We start from the raw sequence: 22,603 nt of genomic DNA on the forward strand, positions 1-22,603 counted from the left end.
GGACATGGACCGGTGGCGAGGGCGGCCGTGGCGGGCGCGGAGCGGGATGGGAAGGGCGTGGGACTGTGAGGACGGTACGGGAGACGCGGACGGGGCGGGGCGCGAAGACGAAGGACGGCGGGCCCGATGTGCCGGGCGTGTGGTCGGCTTACGGGGTGTTGTTGCAGTACCTGCGCAAGCGGGCCGGGTTGAACCAGCAGCAACTCGGCGACGCGATCGGCTACTCGCTGGAGCAGGTCGCGTCGGTGGAGCAGGGGCGGCGGCCGGCGAAGGTCGCGTTCACTGTGGCGGCGGAGCGGGTGTTGGAGGCGGGTGGGGTGCTGGACGCGCTTCAGGGGGAGGTGGATCGGGCGAAGTTGCCGAGGTTCTTCAGGAACTTCGCGCTGATCGAGGCGGAGGTCGTGAGCCGGTTCTCTTATGATCCGCTGCTCGTGCCCGGGTTGTTGCAGACGGAGGCGTACGCGCGGGCCCTGTTCGCCGGGCACTGGCCGCCGCTGAGTGAGGAGATCATCGAGCAGCACACCGAGGCACGAATGGGTCGGCAGAAGCTGCTGACTCGGGTGCCGCTCGCGGAGTTGTCCTTCATCATCGCGGAGGAGGCGCTGCGGAATCCGGTGGGCGACACGGAGGTCATGCGCGGACAGTGGCAACGCCTATTGGAGGTAGGCGCGTTGCGGAACCTGGATGTGCAGGTCATGCCTGCCGCGTGCGGGTTCCACTCCGGTCTGAACGGCGCGTTCGTGGCGCTGGAGACCAAGGAGCACCAGCACCTCGGATACATCGAGTCTCAGGAAGTCGGGTGTGTCGTGCATGATCCCGCAGAGGTCAGCGCCTTCGGGTTGCGGTATGGCAAGCTGCGATCGCAGGCTTTGAACGGCGTCGAGTCCGCACGGCTCATCGAACGGTTGGTGGGAGAGACATGAGCGTGGAGCAGGTATCCGAGAACGTGAGCGGGCTGCACTGGTTCAAGAGCAGCTACAGCGGATCGGGCGGCGGTGACTGCGTGGAGGTGGCCGCTGGCCTGGACGCCGTGTACGTACGGGACTCGAAGGTCGTGGGCGGCGGGCCGGTGCTGCTGGTTGGCCGAGGCGAGTGGGCGGCGTTCGTGGCGCTCGCCGTGGAGTAGGGCCGAGTACGGCTTCCGAGCGGAACAACGGGCTCGCTCACGTCACTTGGGGTGACGGTAGCGAGCCCGTTGTCATGCCGACGGCTCAGAACAGGGCGCCCTCAGCGCCCTCACCGAAATCCGACCCACCTCGCGCGGCAAGCTGCTCCTTGCGCTTCCGGATGGCCTCGGGAGACGGCGGGGGCAGATCGGGGTGCTTCTCCCTCGCCTTCTTCTCCGTCACGCCCTTGTGGAGACCGAGGTGGACCTCGTCGGCGTACGCCTGGTGGTTCAGCTGGCGGAGGCGATCGATGATCTCGGTTCGAGCGAGGAGACCGATGGTGTAGCGGGTGCCTTGGTCGGTCTCATGGAAGCCGTGATCGAGGGGGAACGTCTTGTGGGCCGGGTCGGCAGCCGGGGTTTGGCCGGAGCCATCCAAGAGGTCATCCCAGCTGTACGCCTCGGCCGTGGCCTTATCGATCTCCTCATGGATACGTCGGAGTTCTACAATTTTCTCGTCCTGACAGGCAGGGTCGTGGACCAGATTATAGGTGTCAGTCAGACCGAGAGACCGAGACCTCATCAGGGATCCACGGTAGTCATTTAGCCGGGTTCCGGCATCACGCAGGCGATCGGTAAGCGAGGGGCGAACGAGGGTTTCGAAGACGTCAGTAGGACTGTAATTGATACGCGTTTCCAGCGTTGAAGTGCGATCGACAGTCCACCAGTAATGCGGGGCGCTGGACAGAAGGGCAAGAAGTGCGGGATCCGCAGAGGAGAAAACTCCGAGTTTATGCGAAAATACAGGACCAGTTGACACCATGACGGGCATGACCGCCTTACTCACTAGAGCAATCACGATACATTGCTCCAGAGGCCGAAGGGCTGCCACCATATTAGAGCCTTTGCTGGCATAATGCCACCAATAGTCACGATAGGCCTTGATATTCTTCTGATCGCGCTCAGGTTTCACATCACGCAGAACCCGATCGAACGCCTTCGGATACTCCCTAGCCTTCGCCAGGCTCCAGTCGTGGAAGTTAATAATCCACCGGTCAGTGGCATGACATGGGTGACTCGTAACATCCTGCCCATTAATGTACGGGAAGAGCACTTCCCCGTAGCGAGAATCCTCGGCGATCCAATCTTGAGCCGTCCCACCTGGAAGCGTAAAGCCCAAGCCAAGTACATTCGAACCCATAAACGCCTGCTTGAGGTTAGCGCTTAGCGACTCACTCCAAGAGGTAACCCGAGTCGCAAGGTTCAAAGATGTCGAAATCCCGTTTACGGCGACGATTCCATCGAGCAGTCTTACCGCAGATCCACGAACTACCGATTTACTAGTCCATACGGCACAATACTCAAGCTGCGCCGATTTTGAAGGCCACTCCTCACTCTTGATGGCACGGCGAATCTCGACTCCAAAACGATCAAGCTGATCCAGACCGACTTCGCGCGTATCACCCTGCGCGAGCGTATTTGTCGCAATCAGCCCCGACTGTCCGTCCGAGTTGAGCAATGCATGAACTCGGAGTTCGAAGTATGCAACCAAGTCTGCATTTCCGCGCTGGCTCGCCGATACATAGTCGACCAAATACTCTCGATATGACGTCCCCATCGCAAGGGAGACTTTTTTGGCCCCGAGGAAGGGCGGGTTTCCCACGATCGCATCGAACCCGCCACCCCTCGTGAACACCTCCGGAAACACCAACGGCCAATGCACCGGCCGCCGCTCCAACGCCCCCTCCGGCAGCTCCGCCCCCAGCCACTCCTCCGCCGTAACGCGAGCCGCCCGCACCACATCAGAGTCGTCCTCGACCCCGTCCTCCATGATCCGCTGGACGATCCACGCAGCCCGAGGGAACAGGTCCCGGACCCGCTCCCCGCCCTCCTCCTCGTACCAAGGCACCCGCCCCGATGCGCAAGTGGCCAGCGCCGCCCCCGCGATCAGGTCCCCCACCAGCCGCAACCGCCGCGAATGCCGGTTAACCTCCTCCAACCGCTCCCGCTTCTCCTGGAGCGCCGGCAGGTCAACCCCCTTGATGGCCGTGATCGCCAACCGCTCCCGCGTCAACTGGTCCACCAACTGCCGGGCCTGCTCGGCCAGGACGTCGGTCTGCCCGGTCGGCTTCATGTGCACCGACTGGATCTGCTCCATGTCGTGCACGCCCAGCAGCGAGTCCCCCGCCACCAACCGGTCGTCCAGGAACGTGAACGGGCGCCCCGGGTCCATCGACACCAGCCACAGCGACAGCTTGGCCATCTCCACAGCCATCGGGTTGATGTCGACGCCATACAGGCAGTGCTCGATGATCTGCCGCCGCGCCTCGACCACGACCGGGTCCTGCTCCGCGTCCGCCGCGGTCACCGCGTCCACGGCCCGGCCCGCCCGGTAGGCCATCGCGTCCGCGCGGCCCTCCGACTCCCAGGCCTCGATCAACCGGTCCGCCAGGTATCGGCAGGCCGCCACCAGGAACGCTGCCGAGCCCATCGCGATGTCGGCGACCTTCAGGTCGAGGATCTGGTCGGCCGACTTCAGGCGCCACTCCGCCGTGTCCGCCGTCTGGAGCGGGCCCGGCTCGTACACCAGCGGCTCCAGCGCGTGCAGCACGACCTCCTCCGCGAGGAAGCGGGGCGTGTAGTGCGTGCCCGTGTTCTTCCTCAGGGACGACTCCGTGACGTACAGCGCGCCGTTCGGGATGACCGTCGGCAGGCCGCGCAGGTCGTCCCGGAGGATGCCGACGAAGGGCAGGAGCCGTTCCGTCAGCGCCGGGTCCTTCGTCACCGCGTTCAGGCGGCGACGGGCCTCCGCCACGTCCTCCGTCCCCAGGGGAGCGAGCCTCTTCTCCAACTGGCCCGCCGTCGCCGGGGGCTTGGGGTCCTTCCACTTCTCGAATACCGACTTCGCGAGCGTCTTCACGGAGCCGCCGGCCTTCGCCGCCAGCATCTCCAAGTCCCGTAGGGCGACCTCGTGTTCCAGGCCCTCGGGGCCGATCAGCCCCACCATGTGCTCGGTGGCCCGGCGGCCGTCGAACGACAGTAGGCCCTCGTACACGTAGCCGATCTGCTCGACGTCCAGCGCGCGGAAGCTGAGCGTGCGGACCTCGCGGTCCTTGCCCTTGCCGACCCGGACTTCCTGGACGGCCTGGAGCATGTGCAGGACCGTGCGGTCGTCGATGGGGAGGAGCGGGGTGGTGCGCTCCAGCCACGGGTGCTTGTCCGGGTCGAAGATCGAGCCGTCGTAGGCCGGGAGGTGGAAGCCCGAGCCCGGGTGGTCCACTCCCCCGTGCACGGCGTGGAAGAGGGCGATCAGGCGGTGCCAGGCGGACGTCGTGTGCTCCAGTGACGTCTCGCCCTCCTCGTCCGCCCGCGCCTTCAACTCGTCGCGCAGGAAGCGGGCGGAGTACGAGCGGGCGTACACCTCGTTATCCGCCGGGAGCAGGCCCCGCTCCTCCGCGAACAGCAGGAAGACGACGCGCATCATGACGGCGACCGCGCCGCGGTAGACCTCGCCCGCGCTGACGCCGGTCGCGTGCAGGCCCGGCGCGCCGTGCTCGACCGCCCGCACGTCCGCGCGTCCGATGGCATCCACGAGGAGTTCGACGGCCTGGCGGACCTGGACGCCGAGCGCTTCGGTGACGTCCTCGCCCGCCGCGAGGCTGGCCTTGAGCAGGCCGACGAGGGTCTCGGCGTCGTCGTACTCGAAGAAGCGGCGGCGGCGCAGCAGTGAGACGAAGGCCCGTACGACGTTGCGCTCGGCGGCCTCGTTCCAGCCGATGGAGTCGAAGACGGCCGTGGTCGTGACGCCGCCGAGCGGGGCCCAGACCAGGCACCACCAGCGGCCGTCGGTGACCAGGCCGAGCGGTACGCCGTGGTGGCGCAGGAGGCGGGCCAGGCGGTCGGCGGGGGCCGCCGACCAGTCGCCGCCACCGCCGACGCGGGCCGTGGGGGCGGTGCCCGCCGGGACCGTCATGCCCAGCAGGCGTACCCGCTTCGCCGCCGACTCCACGTCCGGTTCGGCCGCCAGGTCCGCCCCCGGTTCCACCAGTGCGAAGTCGGGACGCACCTCGGTGTTGTGCTCCGCGACGCGCAGGGTGAGGCGGTCGAGGCCGTGGTGCTCCGCCTCGCCCTGGCGGAACGCCAGCGCGTCGTCCCAGCCCAGCAGGCGACCCAGCAGGTAGGCCACCCACTCGTCGCGGCCGGCCGTCGGGTCCGTCTGCCAGTCGGCGTGGCGGGCACGGAGGCGGGCGCGTTCCTCCTTCTCCAGCGTGTCGAGCTGCGGCCAGGCGCGCAGCAGGACGGGCATTGTCAAGAAGGGGCCGGAGACCTCGGTGAGGTCGAGCCACTCCTGGTGCTGGCGGCGACCGTCGACGGCCTGGGCCTTGGCGGCGGCTACTCCGGAGCTCACGGGGCGGCGGGGGCTCATCGGCGGGCTTCCTTTGCGGGGATCACGAAGACGACGGCGGCGGGGAAGAGGTGGGAACGTGGCTCGCGGTAGCGGGCTGCGATGGCGGCGAGTTCGCGTGTCCGTTCGGCGGGGAGGCCCTTGAGGCGGTCGTCCCAGCGGCGGCGGTCGTCCTCGAACTGGCGGCGCTCGTGACCGGTCAGCTCATGGGTGGACAGCAGCGCGAGCTGTTCGCCCTCTCCGTCGCCCTCCTCCTTGAGCTTGGCGCGCAGGGTGGCCTCGAAGCGGTCGAGGGTCGCGGTGATCCGGCGCTCCTCCTCCGCCCGGCGGTCGGCGAGCCTGCTCTCCAGCTGGCGGCCGAGTTCGCCGGCGCGGGCCTCCAGGGACCGGTAGAGCGGGTCGCGGAGTCGCGGCCAGGCCTCGGTGAGCTCCCTGCGCAGGTGCGGGGCCGCCTCGATGCCGTCGGTGAGGGCCTGGGAGAGGACCCGCCCCTGTTCGTTCACCGACTCCCAGCGGCGGAAGCGGCCCGTGTCGCCGAACCAGCCGCCCGCGTACAGGACTTCCTCGTGCAGACGGGTGCCGTCGGTGCCGACCAGGACGTACCGGGCGTACGCGGAGACGAGGGTGGTGGTCACGGCCGGGTCGTCGGAGACGACGGCGGTGACGCGGTGGAGGCCGATCAGGTCCGCGTTCCAGACGGCCGCGGTCAGCAGGCGCGTGGAGAGGGCCACGAGCGGGTGCTTGAGGTGGGCGAGGACGACGTCGTCCCTGCCCTGGGCGGCCACCGCCGGGGAGAAGGTGAGCGGGCGCTGCTCGCCCTCGCGGAGCTTGTGGGCGAGGCCGCGGGTCGCTCGCTCCCAACTCCCGGACAGGGGCTGTACGTCGAAGAGGTCGCCCGGCTCGAAGTCCTCGGCGCGCAGGGTGGACGGCAGCAGGGGCGGCTGGTTGTCCAGGGCGAGGGCGGTGTCCACGACGCGCTTGACGTTGCCAGGGGTGAGGCCGAGCGCGGTCACCGTCTCGTCGTACTGGTCGGCGAGCCGCTTCGTCTGCGCGGTGACGTTCTGCTCCGGCGCGACCTCGCCTCCCGTGCGGCGGCCCTTGATCGGCCGGGGCTTGGCGTTCTCGATGTCGACGGGGGCCGTGTCACCGGTCATACGGCGCTGCACGGCGTCGGCGAGGACGGCGTTGACGGAGCCGAGGTCCTGCTCCATGCGCGCGACCTTCTTCGCGACCCGGGACAGGAACTCCAGGTCGGCCTCGTACGAGCCGGCCTGCGCCTGCTGCCAGCCGGAGCCGATGAAGTGGGTGATCTCCGGGTCGTGCTTCTGGCCCCAGCGGTCGACGCGGCCGATGCGCTGTTCGAGCTTGTTGGGGTTGAAGGGGATGTCGTAGTTGATCAGGCGGTGGCAGTGGTTCTGGAGGTCGATGCCCTCGCCGGCGGCGTCGGTGGCCAGGAGGATGCGGACCTTGCCCTCCTCGCGGGAGGGCTCGGCCTGGAAGCCGAGGCGGATGCGCTCGCGTTCCTCGGCGGACAGGCCGCCGTGCAGGCGCTCGACGCGGCCCCCGTCGGTGAGTTGCTCCTGCTGGAGGAGGTCGTGGAGCCACTTCTGGGTGTCGCGGTACTCGGTGAAGACCACGACCCTTTCATTGGTCCACTTCTTTCCGTCCGGGCGGCAGATCGCCTTGAGTTCGGCGATCAGCGCCTCCGCCTTGGAGTCGGGGGCGGCCTCGTGGGTGAGGGCCCAGCGCTCCATCTCCTGGAGCAGGTCCAGTTCCTGGCCGTCCTCCGCCGGGGTGAGCGAGGTGGAGCGGGTCAGGGCGTCGTCCTCGGCGTCGACGAGGCCCGTGTCGTCGAGGTCGGCGACGAGGTCGGCGAACTCCTCCAGCCATTCGGGGACTTCGGCGGCCGCCGAGCGTGTGCGCGCGGGGCCGCCGGTGTCCTCCAGGTGGGAGAGGTAGACCTGGACGGTGTGCAGGAACGCCGCCGGGGAGGAGAACAGGCGCTTTTTCAGCAGCAGGGTCACCAGGTCGGCGGCGCGGCGGCCGCCGCGGGCCTTGGGGGTGAGCTTCTTTCGGCGCAGTTCCGCGAACGAGCCGAGCAGTTCGTGGATCGCCCGCTCCTGCTGCGTGTAGTCGACGGAGAGCTCGCGCGTGACGCGGGTGCGGAAGCGGGGGGTGCCGTCGGCGTTGGTGACGGTCGACTTCAGACGTCGTACGACGGTGTCCTTGAGCGCTTCCTTGTCGGGGTCGACGCCGCGTGCGAAGCGCTGGTCGTCGATGAGTTCGAGGAGCGCCGTGTACGACTCGGGGTAGCCGTTGTGCGGGGTGGCGGAGAGGAAGAGGCGGTGCTCGAAGTGCGGGACGAGGCGGCGGATCAGCTTGGTCTGCTGGGAGTCGACCGCGTACACCTGTTTGGGCGCGGCGGGCGCGACATGGTGCGCCTCGTCGAGGACGAGCAGGTCGAAGAAGCGCTTGTGCTCGCCGTCGGGGCTCTCCTCCGGCGCGCCGATGACCTCGTCCAGGAGGCGCTGGGCCTTCTGCCCGCGCAGCCAGGGCAGGGAGACGATCGTCAGCGGATGGACGCGGAAGGGGTTGGCGGCGGTGCCGTGGGTGCGGCGCAGGCGGGCGCAGTGCTCGGAGTCGACGATGGTGAACTCCAGGCCGAACTTCTCGGCCATCTCGTCGCGCCACTTGAGGGTGAGACCGGCCGGGCAGACGACCATGGTGCGGCGGGCCCGGCCGCGCAGCATGAGTTCCTGCACGACGAGGCCGGCCTCGATGGTCTTGCCGAGGCCGACGTCGTCGGCGAGGAGCAGGTTGACGCGGGGCGCGCCGACCGCCCGGGAGACCGGCTCCAGCTGGTACGGCTCGACGGCGACGCCGGAGCGGAACGGGGCCTGGAGGGTCCGGGCGTCGGCGGAGGCGACCGCGGACCAGCGGACGGCGTCGAGGAACGCGGCGAGGCGGTTCGGGGAGTCGTAGGAGCCCGTGGAGGCGTCGGGCAGGGAGCCGGCGGGCAGGACGCGGCGGCCGGGCTCGACCTCCCAGATCACGGAGAGGGTGTCGCCGAAGCGGCCGTCGGCGACGGACTGGAGGTGGACCAGGGTCGCGGGGCGCCGGTTCTCCTCGCCGTCGGGGGCGGCCGGGGACGGCTCGACGCGGGCGACCACCCAGGACTGGCCGCGCACCTCGACCAGATTCCCTTCCTCGGGGAGCGGCTGCGCTCCCGTCCGCTCGGTCTCGCGCTGAGCTGCTGGCGTCATGAGCGCTGTTCCCCTCGGTGTTCACCTGCCGTCGTCCGTAGACAGTGTCCCGTGTCCTGTCTCCCCTCCGGAACGACGTGACGGCAGGCTAACACGAGCCTTAATCTGTGAACAGAGCTTACAAAGTCTCGCGCTATCGGGTTCGGGGCCTTGGTGGTGCTCAGCCCATGCGGCGCAGCCGCTCCAGCAGCGTGCGGCTCCGTCCGTGTCCGGCGTCGGACTCGGGCAGGACCGTCTCCTCCTCGTCGGCCAGGCGGCGCAACAACTCCTCGGCGGCGTGCCGTTCCCCGGTGCGGACCAGCAGGACGGCGATCTCGTAGCGGGTGTCCAGAACGGCGGGGTGGCCCGGCCCGAGCAGGCTGCGCTGTTCGGCGAGGACGGACTTCAGCTCGTCCAGCGCCTCGCGGGTGCGGCCCAGCGTCCCCGCGCACAGGGCGGCTCCGGCGCGGGCGGCGAGCATGCCCGCGCGGTCGAGACCGGGGCCGTCCATCAGCTCGCGGTACTCCTCCAAGGCGCGGGCCGGACGTCCCGCCCGGCGCAGGGCCGCCAGCTCCGCCAGCCGCGGGTGAGCGGCCGCGGTCCCGGCGGCGGAAGCCGGTCGGGGCGCCCAGGCGGCGAGCAGGGCGGCCACCTCCTCGGCGGAGGCGGGCCGGTCCTCGGGCTTCTTCTCCAGCAGCCGCTCGACGAGCGCCCGCAGTCCGTCGGGCACACCGGGGCGGCGGTCGGCGAGCGGCGGGACGATGTCGTGGGCATGCCGGTGGTACAGCATGAACGGGCTGGCGTCGGTGAACGGCGGCGCGCCGGTGAGCAGTTCGTACAGGACGCAACCCAGCGCGTACAGGTCGCTCGCGGGCACGGTCTGGCCGACGGCCTGCTCGGGCGCCATGTAGACGACCGTGCCGGGAGTGGCGTTCGCGGCGGTGAAACGGGTCTCGCCGGGCTGGGGCTCCAGCGCCGCGGCGACCCCGAAGTCCAGGACCTTGATCTCGCCGTCGGGGGTCAGCATCAGGTTCGACGGCTTCAGGTCGCGATGCACGACGCCCTGCCCGTGGGCGTAGGACAGCACCTCGGCCGTACGGCGGGCCACGTCCGCCGCCTGCTCGACGCCCAGCGGACCGTCGTTCTTCAGGACGGCGTCCAGGGCGCGGCCGGGGACGAGGTCCATGACCAGGTACAGCTCGCCCTCGTGGTTGCCGTGGTCGTGGACGGCGGGGACGCCCGGATGCCGCAGGCGGCCGGTCAGGCGGATCTCGCGCAGGAACCGGCGCTCCAGCATGCTCGGTTCGGCATCGCGGCCGCGGGCGGCGAGGAGCTTGACGGCGACCTCGCGGTCATGGTCGCGGTCGCGGGCCGCCCAGACGACGCCCATCCCGCCCCGTCCCAGCTCGTGCGTCAGCTCGTACCGCCCAAGGCTCCGCCGCATCGCACCCAGCCCCCAGTTCCGGCGCCTGCCGCGCCCGCCGCGTCCCGTGTCGTCCGGGACCGACACGGCGCCCCGGCCGACGGAGACATTCTGTCACCGGCCATGACACTCCTGTGCCGGGTGCGACCGAAAAGGTGCAGCCCGCAACGACCGCAGAATTCTTGCCGTAACCCGGTGAGCCCGTGGATCACAGGAGCAGCGGTCCCTGGGGGACGAGGAAAGGGCGGCGCGGATCCTCGGGAGGAGTCCGCCTGAGCGCCGACGCGGGGTCCGGCTCTGGCAGATGGGGTGCCAAACCCGCGTAGACCTCGGCGGCCGACGCTGGACGGTCGTCCGGCCGCTTGGCCAGGAGGGCCGTGATCAGGTTCTGGAGATCCCGGGGTACGCGTGCGCCCGCGTCGGCGACGAGGGGCGGGGGCGAGGCGAGGTGATGGGAGGCCAGGAGAGCCGGCTGATCCGTGGGAAAGGGCGTGTCCCCGGTGAGCATGTGGTGCAGGAGGCAGCCCACGGCGTACAGGTCGCTGCGGCCGTCCAGCGGGTCCCGGCCCGCCAGCAGCTCGGGAGAAGCGCAGACGAGGTTGCCGACCCCCTCGCCGGTCATCGTCAGCCGCGGGTCGGTGTCGCCGAGCAGCTTGACGAGGCCGAAGTCGAGGATCTTCACGACGCCGTCGCGGCGGACCATGACGTTCTGCGTCTTGAGGTCGCGGTGCACCAGGCCGGCCGAGTGGACCGCGGACAGTCCCGCGCACAGCTGGGCGGCAACGGCGGCCGCAGAGGGCACGTCGAAGCGGCCGTCCTCTTGCTGGTCGAAGAGGTACTCGAGGGTGGTGCCGTCGATCAGCTCCATCACCAGACAGCATGTGTCGTCCGTGATCGACGCGTCGAAGACCGTGGCGACGTTGGCGTGGTCGAGGCGCGCTGCCGCCCGCGTCTCCCTGCCGAACCGCGCGAGTGCGGCGTCGCGGCTGCTCGCCACGGCCAGGAGTTCCGTTGCGACGGTCTTCACCGCCACAGGCCGGTCAAGGGGCAGGTCGCGGGCCCGCCAGACGTACCCCATCACTCCGCGGCCCAGCACGGACTCCAGCCGATAGCGGTCATGGATCACCGTTCCCGGCGCAGGACTCCACATTTCAGCCGACCTCCACATTCCCTGCACAACAAGATGGAACGTACACGCTGTGAACAAAGTCAATAGGGGTAGTAGCCTTCCCTGCATGAACGGCCGCTGGGAACGCCGACCAGCCCAGCCGCCAAGTACCTCGGAGACCGAACCATGAGCGCCCATGAAGCCGTCCCCGTCAGCCTGGCCGAGATCGCCCGGATCGCAGGCGTCGGCCGCGCCGCCGTGAGCAACTGGCGACGCCGCCACGACTCCTTCCCGACCCGCATCGGGGGTACCGACGTCAGTCCGCAGTTCTCCCTGGCCGAGGTCGAGCAGTGGCTGCGGGACAACGGCAAGCTCAGGGACATCGGCGGACGGGAACTCCTCTGGCCGCGCTTCGAGGCACTCGGCAGCCGGAACGAGTCGGGACTCGCCATCGCCGAGGCGGCTCGCCGGATGCGCTCCCCCAGGGCACGCACCGTCCCGCCCGAACTCTCCGCGCAGGCACGTGACCTGGTGGCCGAGACCGCGAGGGTGGGGCGGAAGGAGGGGCCCCGGGAGGTCTTCGAGTTCCTGCTGCAGCGATGGCTGGAAACGCACGTCCGGCAGCTGAGTACCACGCCGCCGCAACTGGCCGCGCTGATGGCCCGAATCGCCCTCGCCGTCCGCCTCGGCCCGGCGCAGGACGGACTGACCCTCCTCGATCCGGCGTGCGGTACCGGACACCTGGCCGCCGCGGCCGTGCGGGAGTACGGCAGACCCGGCCTGGAGGTACTCGCCTGCGAAAGGGACCTGACTCTAGCGGCGTTGACCGCCGCCCGGCTCGAGTTCCTCGCGGAGGACCACGACATCCGGACACACATCGTCAGCGCCGACGCACTGCGGGACGCCCCCTTCGCCGGATCGAAGGCCGACATCGCCCTGTGCAACCCTCCCTTCAACGAACGCGACTGGGGCTACGCGGAGCTCGCCACCGACCAGCGCTGGACGCACGGCCTGCCCCCTCGCACCGAACCCGAACTGGCCTGGGTGCAGCACCTGCTGTCCCATCTCAAGCCTGGCGGGGCCGCCGTGATCGTCCTTCCCCCGGCCGTCGCGTCACGCAAGGCAGGCCGCCGTATCCGCGGCTCCCTGCTGCGCACCGGAGCGCTCCGCGCCGTCGTCTCCCTGCCTCCCGGCAGCGCCCAACCACACAGCGTGTCACTTCAGTTGTGGATCCTCCGCGCGGCCCCGGACAGCTCCGCGGCCGCTCCCCCGAGCCAGGATGCTCTCTTGGTGGACGCCACCCGTTTCGCGAGGCCGGGAACGCGCGAACCCAGCCCCGACTGGGAAAGCCTCGGTTCTTATGTGCTCACCGCGATGGCCACCCTCGACCAGCCGGACCAGGAGCCGCCGCAGGGCGCCGTCCAGGTGCCCCTGCTCGACCTTCTCGACGACGAGGTGGATGTCACCCCGGGGCGTTACACGGCTGCGGCGGCCGAGCCGTCCCGTAAGGAACTCGCAGGCAAGTGGGACGAGTTCGGATCGCTACTGACCGATCTGGCCGATCACACAACGCACCTGTCCGCCCTCGACTTCGAGGCCGGTACCCCACAGACCACGACGACGGTGGGAGACCTCGTCAAAGCCGGAGCACTGACACTGCGCGCCGGCCAGCAGCCGCCGGAGTCGGCTGCGCCCGCCGGCGGGGTCGCCGTTCCGCTCCTCACCATCGCCGACCTCCTGCACGACGGCACTCCCAGCGGGACGGTCCCCACCGGTTCGGCCCCGGCCGTCGCCGAGGAGGGCGACGTCGTGGTCGCCGGAGTGGCTCGAGCCTTCAAGGCCTGGGTCCACCAGGGATCGCCGACCGCCCTGGGCCCTCAGCTGTACGTCCTGCGCGTGGACGCGGAGAAGCTGGAACCGCACTTCCTCGCCGGCTGTCTGTGCGCGCCCGCCAACGGGCGTCAGGCCGGCACCCATGCCTCCAGCTCGTCCAGGGTCGACATCCGTCGTCTCCAGGTGCTCCAGCTGCCCCTGGAGAAGCAGACGGTCTACGCCGAGACCTTCCGTCGTCTGCGGACCTTCGAGGAACTGCTCACCACGGCCGGCGGGTCGGGCAAGGAGCTGGTGAGTGACATGAGTGATCGACTCGCGGCAGGCGGGCTGTCTGCCTGACCCGCTCCCGCCCGCGCGGGGCTTGAACCACCGTCCCGGCCTGGCCTGGAGCTGTCCGCGAGGCCGGACGCTCGGCGTCGTCACCCGAGATCCTCCAGCAGCAGATCGAGCGCCGCCTCCTCGTGCAGGGCGATGCCCAGGGTGTCCATGGCAGGGGCCAGTTCCGTGTCCCACACCGCCTCGGCCGACGGTCCCGTGAGGGCGATCGACGGCGTGCCGTTCACCTGTGCGCGGGTCGCGAGGTACTCGTAGTCGGCCGCGCGCATACGCCACGGCTGTGCCGCGTACCGCTGCATGACCCGGTTGGCCAGGGTGATGCCGGGCCAGTCGAAGTCGCCGTGGTAGACGAAGGCGCAGCCGGCCGTCGCCAGCGCGTCCAGGAGGGTGAGGACGACCGTCGTCGCGCTTCCCGAGGTGCAGACGAGGGGCGCTGTGCGGCCGGCGTCGGCCGCGGCCTCCACCACGCGCGGGTTCTCGCAGATGTGGACCAGGGTGCCGGGCAGCATGTTCAGGGCGAGGGTGCGTAGTTCGCGCAGGGTCAGGTGGGTCTCCATGTGGTGGTCGGCGCGCTCGCGCAGTGCCGCCTCCCGCCATGTGCCGCCGGTGGGGCGCAGGCCGTACGCGAGAACCGTGCTGGAGACCTCGTCCGGCGTGACCGAGGCCATGCGCCACAGCGCCCGGCGCGCCGGTGCGTCGGCGGGGAACTCGACGCCTCGGGCCAGTGCGATGCCGCGCAGAACCAGCCGGGACAGCAGGGTGCCGTCGTCCAGGCCGTGCGCCGAGCCGGTGGCGCGGGTGGCCAGTTCGCCGCGGCCCCAGGAGGCCGGGGTCAGGCGTGGGTCCGTGCCGGGGAAGAGAGTCGCCAGGGTCTGGACGGCCTGGGTGATGACGGTGGTCGCGGTGTGCGGGTCCTGGCGGGCGAGTGTGCCGCCGCGTCGTATCTCCTCCAGCCACTGTGCCGTCCAGGGCTTAGCCGACAGCGACGTGCTTTCCAGCTCGGTCCGAACCGTCGACCACAGGCGGGAGCGTTCGGCCGTCGCCGCGTCGCGGACCGCCCGGCGGTCGGTCAGCGGTGGGCCCAGTTCCTCCAGCGTCGAGGCCAGGCCCCGTCCGACCGCACTGGCGCGCAGGCGGGTGTCCAGGTCCGGCAGGCGGATGGTGGCGGTGGGGCCGGTGACCGGTCTGGCCAGGAGGAGGGACAGCGCCTCGCGCTCCCGCGCGTCCAGGTGCTCGAGCCTGATGGTTCCGGCCGGTCGCAGGCCGTTGCGTTCCAGGCGGGTGCGGGCCGCCGTCCACAGGCGGGTGAGGCCCGGCCGGGTGAGGAACGCGAGGGCTGCGGCGTCCGGGGGACGCTCATCGGTCTGCTCGGCGCCCGTCATACCGACACCAGCCTCCGCTGCCGCCCGTTCCACGTGTAGTGGAGCGTGGCCACGCCCCGGACGTGCGGGTCGCGCAGGCACTCGTAGATGTGGAGGGACGGTACGTCGGGCCAGTTGCCGATCAGGCGTTCGCTCGTGAGGACGAAGTCGAGGTCCAGGTCGACCAGGATGCGGCCGAGGCGGGCGTGCGTGGGCTCGTCGACCTTGGCGAACGCGTCGTCGAGGAGGATCAGGCGGGGTGCCTGCGGGGCGGTGTCTGCGAGGCCGGTGAAGTGCGCCGCCGCGGCGGCGAAGAGGACCAGGTAGGACAGGACCCGCTGTTCGCCCTGGCTCAGGCCCGTGCGGCCGGAGAGTTTGCGGCGGCTGCCCGGTGCCGCGTCGTTCACCACCCAGGGGGTGAAGGTGAACCAGTCGCGGTAGTCCAGGGCGGTCCGCAGGTGGGCCGCGTAACCGGCGGCCGGGTCGGCACGGCGGGCGTCCTCGATACGGCGCTGGAGGACCTCGCGGAGCTGCTCGGACTGCTCGCGGGTGCGCAGGCCGGAGGGGCTGCGCAGCAGGTCCACGGCCGCCTTGACATCCGCTTCCACGCCGTCGGCCAGGCTCCAGTCGAGGGTGACGCCCAGACCGTGTGACGTGCGGACGGTGGCGAGGGTGGTGTTGAGGGCGGCGACCAGGGCGCTCGCGGCCAGCACTTGCGAGGACAGGTGGTCGCCCAACTCTCCGGTCAGGAAACGCTGGAAGACCTCGCGCTCGCGCTCCGTCAGACGGTCACGGGCCTCGGCGGCCTCGGCCGCGATGCGCTCGCCGACCGCGGCGATGTCGTGCGGGCCGTGGTCGTCGACGAGGCGGCACAGCTTGATGCCCTCCCGTTCCTCCATCGTCGCGTCGTAGCCGCCGGATAGCTGGTCGCGCAGTTCGGTGTGACGGTTGAGGAGGGTGGTGTCCGAGACGTCCCGGCGTACGGCATCCAGGCCGCGGCGCACGGAGTCGACCAGCAGGCGCAGCGCCGCGATGCGCTCCCGCACATCGTGGTGGACGGGGTCCAGGGACTTCAGGGCCCCTTGGCCCGCGCCGACTTCGGCGCCGACCTCCGCTTCGGCGCCCGCGTCGGCATCGAGGCCCGCTCCCCTCAGCACGCCCGGCAGGGAAAGGGCCGTACGCAGTCTCCTGCCGCAGGCCAGCACTTCGGCCTCCTGCGTGGCGAGTGCCTCGCGCCGCATCCTCTCGTCCTCTTCAGCACGTACTCTCCGGTCGTGTACGTCGGCCATGTCCCTTCGCGCGCCCGGGAGCTGCCGTCCGACGGCGTCCAGGCGGCGCTTCGTCTCCGCCTCGCGGGCCAGGATCTCCTGCTCCGTGGCGCCGAGAGTCTCTTCCAGGGCCCGGACGGTGCGGCGGGCCGCTTCCAGGCGGGCCTGCGGCTCCGCGTAGTCGGACTCGGCCTCCCGGCGCGCCGACTCGGCACGCTCGTAGTCCGCGCGGCCGGCGCGGTGGCCGTCGGCGGCGGAGAGGATCGCGCCCACTCGTCGGCGCAGCCGCAGCGCACCCTGGCCGAGGCGGTCCAGGGCCAGTCGGACCGTCTGGAGTGCGGCCGGGTCCGCCGGGAGGTCGTGCGCACTCGCCGTGGCCGCGGCTTCGCGCCGGGCGACGACCGCCCGGGCCCGAGCTTGTTCCGCCTCGCGGGCCGCCGTGTTCGCCTGCGAGGCCAGGGCTTCGGCGGCACGCTCGGCCTCGGCGGTGCGAGCCCAGGCGTCCGTCAGCCCACGTGCCGGAGGCGGGCGGCGCAGAGTGTCCGTGACCAGGTCACGGTGCTCGGTGAGGATCCGCAGACCGCGCCTGCGTTCCAGCAGCTCCTGCTCCAGGTCGAGGAGTCGACGGTCGAGTTCGGCCAGCGCCCGGCGGCGGGTCTCGGCACGCACCTCGGCACCCACGTACTCGGCGGCCTCCTTGGTGTGGCGGCCGCGGGCGATGCCGAGCCGCCAGGAGCCGTCGGTGCCGATCGCGGTGTGCGGCTCCGCCACCTCAACGTCCACGTCCGCGCCTACGTGCACGCCCATGCCCACGGTGCCGGGCTCGCCGGTGAGGACCTCGCCGCCGGCCAGAGCCACCGCGTCCAGCACCCGCTCGACCTGCTCCGCCGTCACACCGCTGTCGGGCGCAGCGACCGGCCGCAGCACCTGGGCGAGTGTCGGCCCGGGCACGGGTGCTCCCGGAACCAGAAAGGTGTCCCGCGTCGCCGGGTCGAGGACGGTGCCGTCGGCGTACACCCAGGCGTCGAGCAGGCCGCTCGCCTCCAGCGCGGCTTCCAGCCCTGCCCGCGCGTCCGGTCCCACGTCGTGGGCGAAGTCCACCAGACGGTACAGGGGGCTCCGGTGCCGGGTGTGCGGGGAGCCGTCCGGTGGGACGGGGGTGGGGGCTCGGGGTCGGTGCGGCGTTCCCAGTCCGCGCGCTGCTGCCGGAGGCGGTTCTGTTCCGTCTCCCGTTCGCGGACGGTCAGGGAGAGGTCGTCGCGCTCCGCGCCCAGCGCCGCCAGCCAGGGGTCGACGGCCGACCGGGCCGCTTCGACCACGGCCTCGGGGGTCTGCGCGGGCAGTGGGCCTTCTGCCGGCTCCGGCGCGACGAGGGCGAGCAAGGCGTCCAGGGGCACCCCGGTGGATTCCCGCAGCCGCTCGCTCCAGGCTGTGGCCGCGAGGGCGTACGCCTCGGACTCGTGCACGGTTTCCTGTAGCCGCCGGTCAGTCCGACTGCGGGCGTGTTCCGCCTGTTCCTCCAGGCGCTCCCGGGCCGCGTCGGCCTCGGCGGCCTCCCGTCGGGCCTCGTCCGACTGTTCGATGAGGGTGCCGAGTTCGGTGACGAACCGGGAACGGTTCCTGATCACCGGCTGGGCGGCGTCCAGCCGCTCGTCCCAGGCATGCAGCGCGGCCGCGCATGTCTGCGTGTCGACCGCCAGTACCGCGCTGTGTCGTACGAGGTGGAAGTCGCCGTCCGGTGCGGTCAGTTCGGCGGTGGCGGCAGGTACGACGGGTGCGACGGGGGTCGCCACGGGTTCCCCCAGGTGCACAGGGTCGAGCCCGGCCCGCTCTGCCTCCCGCACCAATTCGCCGTACATGGTGTTCAGTTCGACCAGCTCTTCACCGAGCCGCCCGGCTTCTGCGGTGAGACGCCGTCCTGCCTCCTCCTGGTTGCCGTGCGCCTGCCGGACGGCCTTGAAGGCGGCGGCGGCCGCGCTGTGCAGGGCGGTGACGGTGGCGCGCTTCTCCCCGAGTTCCGTCAGGCTGCGGTATCCGGCGCCGGCGTGCAGCGCCGCCAGGTCCGTCGCGGCGGCGTTCGACTCGCCCTCGAGGACCTCGATGCGGGCGCCGATTTCCTGCTCGCGCTCGCGGAGCCCGTCCGCCGTGCGCGCCGCGTCGCCCGCGGACCTGCGGTGCGCCATCAACCGCTCGAGCGCACCGCTCGTCTGGTCCGTGCGGCGGCGCAGCGCCCCGTGCAGGTAGCCGCGGTAGTCGGTGAGGAAGGAGCGCAACGCCTGGTCGGTGCGTTCGAGGCGCCCGAGGTAGGCCCTGACCGAGTCGAGGTCGTCCAGGCTGCGGGCCACCTTCTCCACGACCTCGTCGTCGAGGGCGGGCAGGGTCTCGGCGAGGACCGAGACCAGTCCGCCGGAGTCGATGCGGTCGCCGATGGTGGGACGGCGCAGCCGGTGCAGCAGGTGCAGCAGGTGCAGCAGGTTGCGGTAGCGCGCCGGGTCGGTGAGGCCGAACAGTTCGCGGGCGACCCTGGCCCGGTGCTCGACGGCGCGGTCGGTGACGTTCTCGGAGCCGACGAGTGACTTGAGCCGGTCGACGGGCAGCGGCTGCCCGGCGGGGGCGAGGTCGAATGCCTCGCCGACCCGCAGCCGCGTGGTGAAGAAGAACGGCTTCGCCGTCTTGGTCGACTGGGACGCGCGGATGGCCGCGCCGATCGTCAGGTGATGGTCATTGCCCTCCTCGTCGGTGCGCGCGAACTCCAGCCACAGGTGACCCAGCCGGTTGGTCTGCCCGAAGCCGTCGAGCATCAGCCATGCCAGCGTGGTGCGTCCGGTCCCCGTGGCGTCCAGCGCGCGGGCGTCGCCGTCGAGGAGATAGGGCAGCAGCATCTCCAGGGCCTTGGACTTGCCGGCGCCGTTCTTACCGCGCAGCAGCAGGCGCCCCTCTCCGAAGGTGAACTCCTGCTCGTCGTACTGCCAGACGTTGCGGATGCCCGCGCGGTGCAGTCGGTAACGGTGCGGGGTCGGCGGGCGGTTCATCGCGGTGGCTCCTTGGAGTCGTCGTCCGCCGGGGACCGGTCGGTACGGTGCTTGACCGCCACGGTGGTGGCGTACCGGGCGGCTGCGGCGAGCAGGATCCAGCCGCCGTCGGCGCTGCCTTGACCGCGCGCCTGGGAGACGTCGGTGACGGAGCGGCCGTCAGCCACCGCCTGTTCGTATCCCTCGGGCAGGCCGTGGCCGTCCGCGCGCACGGGGCCGGCCGGAGCCATCAGACGCATCCGGACGAGGAGGTCGAGTACGGCCGCGAGGAATCCGTCCCGGTCCTCCAGATGACCGCGCTGCCAGCCGCTGCGCCTGCCGTACTCCTCGATCAGGTCGTCCAGCAGCTCGGGCAGCAGCCCGTCCGGGACGGGTACGCCGATGACCAGCCGCCCGCCGACCGCCGGATGCCCGGCTTCTTCGGGACGCAGCCGGTCGGCCAGCCGCTCCAGGAGGAGCAGCGCGGCTTGCGTGACCGTCCCGGTGCCCGGCAGGTGCAGGTCGGTGAGTTCGTCCTCGGTGTCGACCAGGGCGATGCCCTCGGCGCGGATCTCGGCTTCCAGGCCGAGCAGTTCGGAGAACGCCTGCGCCTCGCGCCGCTGCCGGGTGCGCAGCCATTCGCGCTCGGTGTCCGTGAGGTCGTCGAGGTGGACGACGGGGGTTTCGACGAGACGCCTGCGGACGTAGGTGCGTGGCCCTCCGAAACCGGGGTCGGCGGCCCGGCGCACGAGGTCCGCGCCGTCGCGGCTCTGGGCGAGCGGACCGGCGACGACCACGCGCGCGATCTCGCGGTCCACCGTCAGCAGTGCTTCCCCGCCCCGTTCCTCGGCGACGGCCGCGACCTGGCCCTCCGTCTCCACCAGGACGCCCCAGTCGACGAGTTGCCGCAGTGCGGCGGCGAGGGTTCGCCGCTCGGCCTGCCGTCCGGTGTCGGCGATCTCGATGCCGGCGTCGACGGCCGCGGCCCGCAGGTCGGCGACGAGCTGGGAGAGCAGGAGCTGTTCCGGGGCGGTGACGAGGACCGACAGCGCGAGGGCCAGGTAGGCGTACGTCCGTGGACTGAACGGCGTTCCGGTCGAGGGACGTTCCAGGCGGTGGCCCGAGCCCGTTCCGAGGCCTGCCTTGAACAGCCGGGCGTACGACGCCTCCACCAGCAGGCGGTATCCGAAGACCTGCTGGAAGCGCTGGGCCAGCCAGTCGGCGTGTCGCCTGATGAGCGGGAAGGCGTCGCTGTGCGGTCCGGTGCTGGTGACCAGGGGGTGAGCCAGCAGGAGCCGGGCGGCGGTGCGGCGCTCGGCCGCGAGAGCGACGTCGTGCGCGGACGGCAAGGCCATCAGGCGCTCGCCTCCCCCACCGCGGGTGCGGACGCGCTGTCGACGGCGACGGTGAGGTCATCCGCCGTCAGGTCGCCGTCCACGGACTTGAGGACCATCGACCTGCCGGGCGTGCGCCACGCGGTCAGCCGGATGCCGAGATCGGCGTCGGCCGCCTGGGCGCCGTCGAGCAGGAAGTCATGGGCGTCCTTGTGCAGCTGGGCGTTACCGAGGGCGGTGGTCAGGAGTTCCAGCAGCAGTCGCATCGCGGGCGCGCTGAGGCGCACCTGCTCGAACCTGCCTGAAGCGCTGCGCAGTTCGTCCGCCGCCGCCTGCCGTGCCTCGGCCTGCTGTCGCGCCAGTTCCACGAGGCGGCGTTTCTGCTCGGAGTGGTCCTCGGCCGCCGCGGCACGTCCGCGCGGAGCCCTGCTGCCGCGCTCGCGCATCGCCACCGGCACTTCCACCACGGGCCCGGTCCACCAGCTCACATACGCCGGCACGGACCGGTCGGGATCCGGTGCCACCCCCAAATGGCGTGCGCCGTAGAGCCCGAAGGCGGCGACAGCCAGGTCGTGGGCCTCTTCCGGCTCCGCGGCGTCGAACCAGGCCGCGAGCCGCAGCAGGTCCTTGCGCCGGGACATCTCACCGGAGGCCGAACGCAGCATCCGCTTGGCGTTGGCGAGCAGCGACTGCAGGGCGCGCAGGGTGGCGTCCCGCAGCTGATCCACCTGGCTGGAGTGCCCTCCGGTGACGGTGAACCACTCGCGCAGCCCCTCCCAGTCCGCGCGGTCGCGTCCGCGGCTGCGCTGCACGCGCGTCTCCGGCAGCCCCTCGGCGAGCGCGCCGATACCCGCCGCGTGCGCGTCGATCCGGGCGAGCAGCGCGGGCAGGTGCGGCCAGACCGAGTCCAGGTGGGCCGCGATGCGCGGGGCCCGGAAGGAGACGTCCTCGGTGATGGCCTCCACGTAGTCGAGCAGCAGTTCCTTGAACCCCTGGTACTCGGCCGAGTCGAGGTCGTAGCGCGCCAGTACCTGGCCCAGGTAGGCGTAGAAGTCCCGGACGGACTCGGCGAATTCGGCGAACTGCACGAAGAGCGTGCTGATCCGCTCCAGCGCCTGCTGCGGATCGGCGCCGCCCGGGGCCGCGGCCATCGCGGCGATCTCCCGCAGACCGCGGTCGACCAGGGCCAGCAGCTCGCTGCTGACCTCGCGTGCCGCGTCCGCCCCGGCGAGTACCTCGTCCGCGTCCCGCTGCACGCGCTCCCCCAGCTTCGACAGCTGGTAGCGGGACCGCGAGCGCTGGTATTCGGCGATGCTGGTCGCTCTGACGGTGTGCGTGCTGCGCAGCAGATTGCCCCAGCGCACGAGTTCTTCGAGCCTGCGGGTGAGCGCTTCCGCGTCCAGCGCCACCCCCGGGCCGTCCGTCTCGGCCAGCTTGGCGAGAAGGTCGGGTACCGACAGGTCGGCGAGCAGCGTGCCGCAGAACACCCGCATCACGGCGACGTACTCCAGGCGCTCGGGCGCGCTGAGGTAGGCGTACGCGCTAAGTCGTTGCCAGGCCTCGGCGCCGGCTTCCTCCCCGTGTGTGGTTTCCCGCTCGTTCCCCTCCATGACGTCGAGCGTACGGACCGTCACTGACACTCCGGAGCGAAGTTAGAGAAAACCAGCTGCTCATGGAGATCGACCGCACGGCACCGGATGAGGAGCAGGCCCCACAGGACTGACAGTTACCGACGTACAGACTGAACAAGCACTGATGCTGACCTCTTGCTGACCTGGCGGTGGCGATCAGGGCCCTGACCTGCGAAACCATCCAAACACTAGATCTTGGACTTGAACAGAGTACGCAGCACTTTGGACTCCTGTTTGACGGCTCCCTGCCTGCTTTGTGCAGGTCAAGGGCGGAGTCGACTGTACACCGGGACACGCCGGTCGAGAATGGTGAGGAACATCGCTCCGCTCGGGCGAGACGGCTTCACGCCTGGGCTTTCGCGCCGCACCGGCGTCCGTTCAGGCAATCCTCCAGGAAAGCCCGGCGACTCATGCTGACCGGATGCCGACTTACCTGATGAGCCGTCAAAGATGCGGGAGACCACTCTGCCCGCGGACGACGTGCCTACACGCACCGATGTGTCGGGCACCGACATCGCTCTGGTTCGTGGAACACGGTCCCTTCGG

10 protein-coding genes and 1 pseudogene are annotated in these 22,603 nt (G+C 70.8%); 3 read left to right on the top strand and 8 right to left on the bottom strand.

Annotation, left to right across the window (positions count from 1 at the left end; all coding sequences use genetic code 11):
• The first annotated feature begins 65 nt into the window (after positions 1 to 65).
• Positions 66 to 923: a helix-turn-helix domain-containing protein gene (locus ACWC1K_RS03885; RefSeq protein WP_450828636.1), complete on the top strand. Its 858-nt coding sequence runs from the start codon at positions 66 to 68 to the stop codon at positions 921 to 923.
• A complete protein-coding gene (locus tag ACWC1K_RS03890; protein WP_450828637.1) occupies positions 920 to 1,126 on the top strand; it encodes a DUF397 domain-containing protein in 207 nt (68 codons plus the stop codon). Before ACWC1K_RS03885 ends, ACWC1K_RS03890 begins: the two co-directional genes overlap by 4 nt.
• An 85-nt stretch (positions 1,127 to 1,211) precedes the next feature.
• On the opposite strand, the gene ACWC1K_RS03895 is transcribed toward ACWC1K_RS03890, so the two are convergent.
• From ACWC1K_RS03895 to ACWC1K_RS03910, 4 genes are all read right to left on the bottom strand, one after another.
• Entirely contained in the window at positions 1,212 to 5,531 is a 4,320-nt protein-coding gene (locus tag ACWC1K_RS03895; RefSeq protein ID WP_450828638.1) for an Eco57I restriction-modification methylase domain-containing protein, read from the bottom strand.
• Complete coding sequence (gene drmD / locus ACWC1K_RS03900) at positions 5,528 to 8,773, bottom strand: DISARM system SNF2-like helicase DrmD (RefSeq protein WP_450828639.1); 3,246 nt, start codon at positions 8,771 to 8,773, stop codon at positions 5,528 to 5,530. The genes ACWC1K_RS03895 and drmD overlap by 4 nt, the downstream gene beginning before the upstream one ends.
• A gap of 160 nt (positions 8,774 to 8,933) precedes the next feature.
• A complete protein-coding gene (locus ACWC1K_RS03905; protein ID WP_450828640.1) occupies positions 8,934 to 10,196 on the bottom strand; it encodes a protein kinase domain-containing protein in 1,263 nt (420 codons plus the stop codon).
• A gap of 187 nt (positions 10,197 to 10,383) precedes the next feature.
• Complete coding sequence (locus ACWC1K_RS03910) at positions 10,384 to 11,301, bottom strand: serine/threonine-protein kinase (protein WP_450828641.1); 918 nt, start codon at positions 11,299 to 11,301, stop codon at positions 10,384 to 10,386.
• Positions 11,302 to 11,469: 168 nt separating this feature from the next.
• Between ACWC1K_RS03910 and ACWC1K_RS03915 the strand changes: the two genes are divergently transcribed.
• Entirely contained in the window at positions 11,470 to 13,455 is a 1,986-nt protein-coding gene (locus tag ACWC1K_RS03915; RefSeq protein WP_450828642.1) for an N-6 DNA methylase, read from the top strand.
• Between the two features lie 80 nt (positions 13,456 to 13,535).
• Here ACWC1K_RS03915 and ACWC1K_RS03920 read toward each other — a convergent pair whose 3' ends face one another.
• From ACWC1K_RS03920 to ACWC1K_RS03935, 4 genes and pseudogenes are all read right to left on the bottom strand, one after another.
• Positions 13,536 to 14,834, bottom strand: coding sequence for a TIGR02679 family protein (locus ACWC1K_RS03920; RefSeq protein WP_450828643.1), 1,299 nt, complete (start codon positions 14,832 to 14,834; stop codon positions 13,536 to 13,538).
• Positions 14,831 to 19,113 (bottom strand): annotated as a pseudogene (locus ACWC1K_RS03925) (TIGR02680 family protein). The gene ACWC1K_RS03920 and the pseudogene ACWC1K_RS03925 overlap by 4 nt, the downstream one beginning before the upstream one ends.
• The gene (locus ACWC1K_RS03930) at positions 19,110 to 20,447 is read right to left on the bottom strand and encodes a TIGR02678 family protein (RefSeq protein WP_450828644.1); all 1,338 of its coding nucleotides are present in this window, start codon (positions 20,445 to 20,447) and stop codon (positions 19,110 to 19,112) included. The pseudogene ACWC1K_RS03925 and the gene ACWC1K_RS03930 overlap by 4 nt, the downstream one beginning before the upstream one ends.
• Positions 20,447 to 22,036: a TIGR02677 family protein gene (locus ACWC1K_RS03935; RefSeq protein WP_450828645.1), complete on the bottom strand. Its 1,590-nt coding sequence runs from the start codon at positions 22,034 to 22,036 to the stop codon at positions 20,447 to 20,449. The genes ACWC1K_RS03930 and ACWC1K_RS03935 overlap by 1 nt, the downstream gene beginning before the upstream one ends.
• Positions 22,037 to 22,603 lie beyond the last annotated feature (567 nt).

This window comes from Streptomyces sp. NPDC001492 (assembly GCF_053597275.1).

Bases quoted from the DNA above. Each gene is read 5' to 3' on its own strand.
- ACWC1K_RS03890 (WP_450828637.1), top strand. From the start codon at position 920: ATGAGCGTGGAGCAGGTATCCGAGAACGTGAGCGGGCTGCACTGGTTC.
- ACWC1K_RS03895 (WP_450828638.1), bottom strand. From the start codon at position 5,531: ATGAGCCCCCGCCGCCCCGTGAGCTCCGGAGTAGCCGCCGCCAAGGCC.
- drmD (WP_450828639.1), bottom strand. From the start codon at position 8,773: ATGACGCCAGCAGCTCAGCGCGAGACCGAGCGGACGGGAGCGCAGCCG.
- ACWC1K_RS03905 (WP_450828640.1), bottom strand. From the start codon at position 10,196: ATGCGGCGGAGCCTTGGGCGGTACGAGCTGACGCACGAGCTGGGACGG.
- ACWC1K_RS03915 (WP_450828642.1), top strand. From the start codon at position 11,470: ATGAGCGCCCATGAAGCCGTCCCCGTCAGCCTGGCCGAGATCGCCCGG.
- ACWC1K_RS03920 (WP_450828643.1), bottom strand. From the start codon at position 14,834: ATGACGGGCGCCGAGCAGACCGATGAGCGTCCCCCGGACGCCGCAGCC.
- ACWC1K_RS03930 (WP_450828644.1), bottom strand. From the start codon at position 20,447: ATGGCCTTGCCGTCCGCGCACGACGTCGCTCTCGCGGCCGAGCGCCGC.
- ACWC1K_RS03935 (WP_450828645.1), bottom strand. From the start codon at position 22,036: ATGGAGGGGAACGAGCGGGAAACCACACACGGGGAGGAAGCCGGCGCC.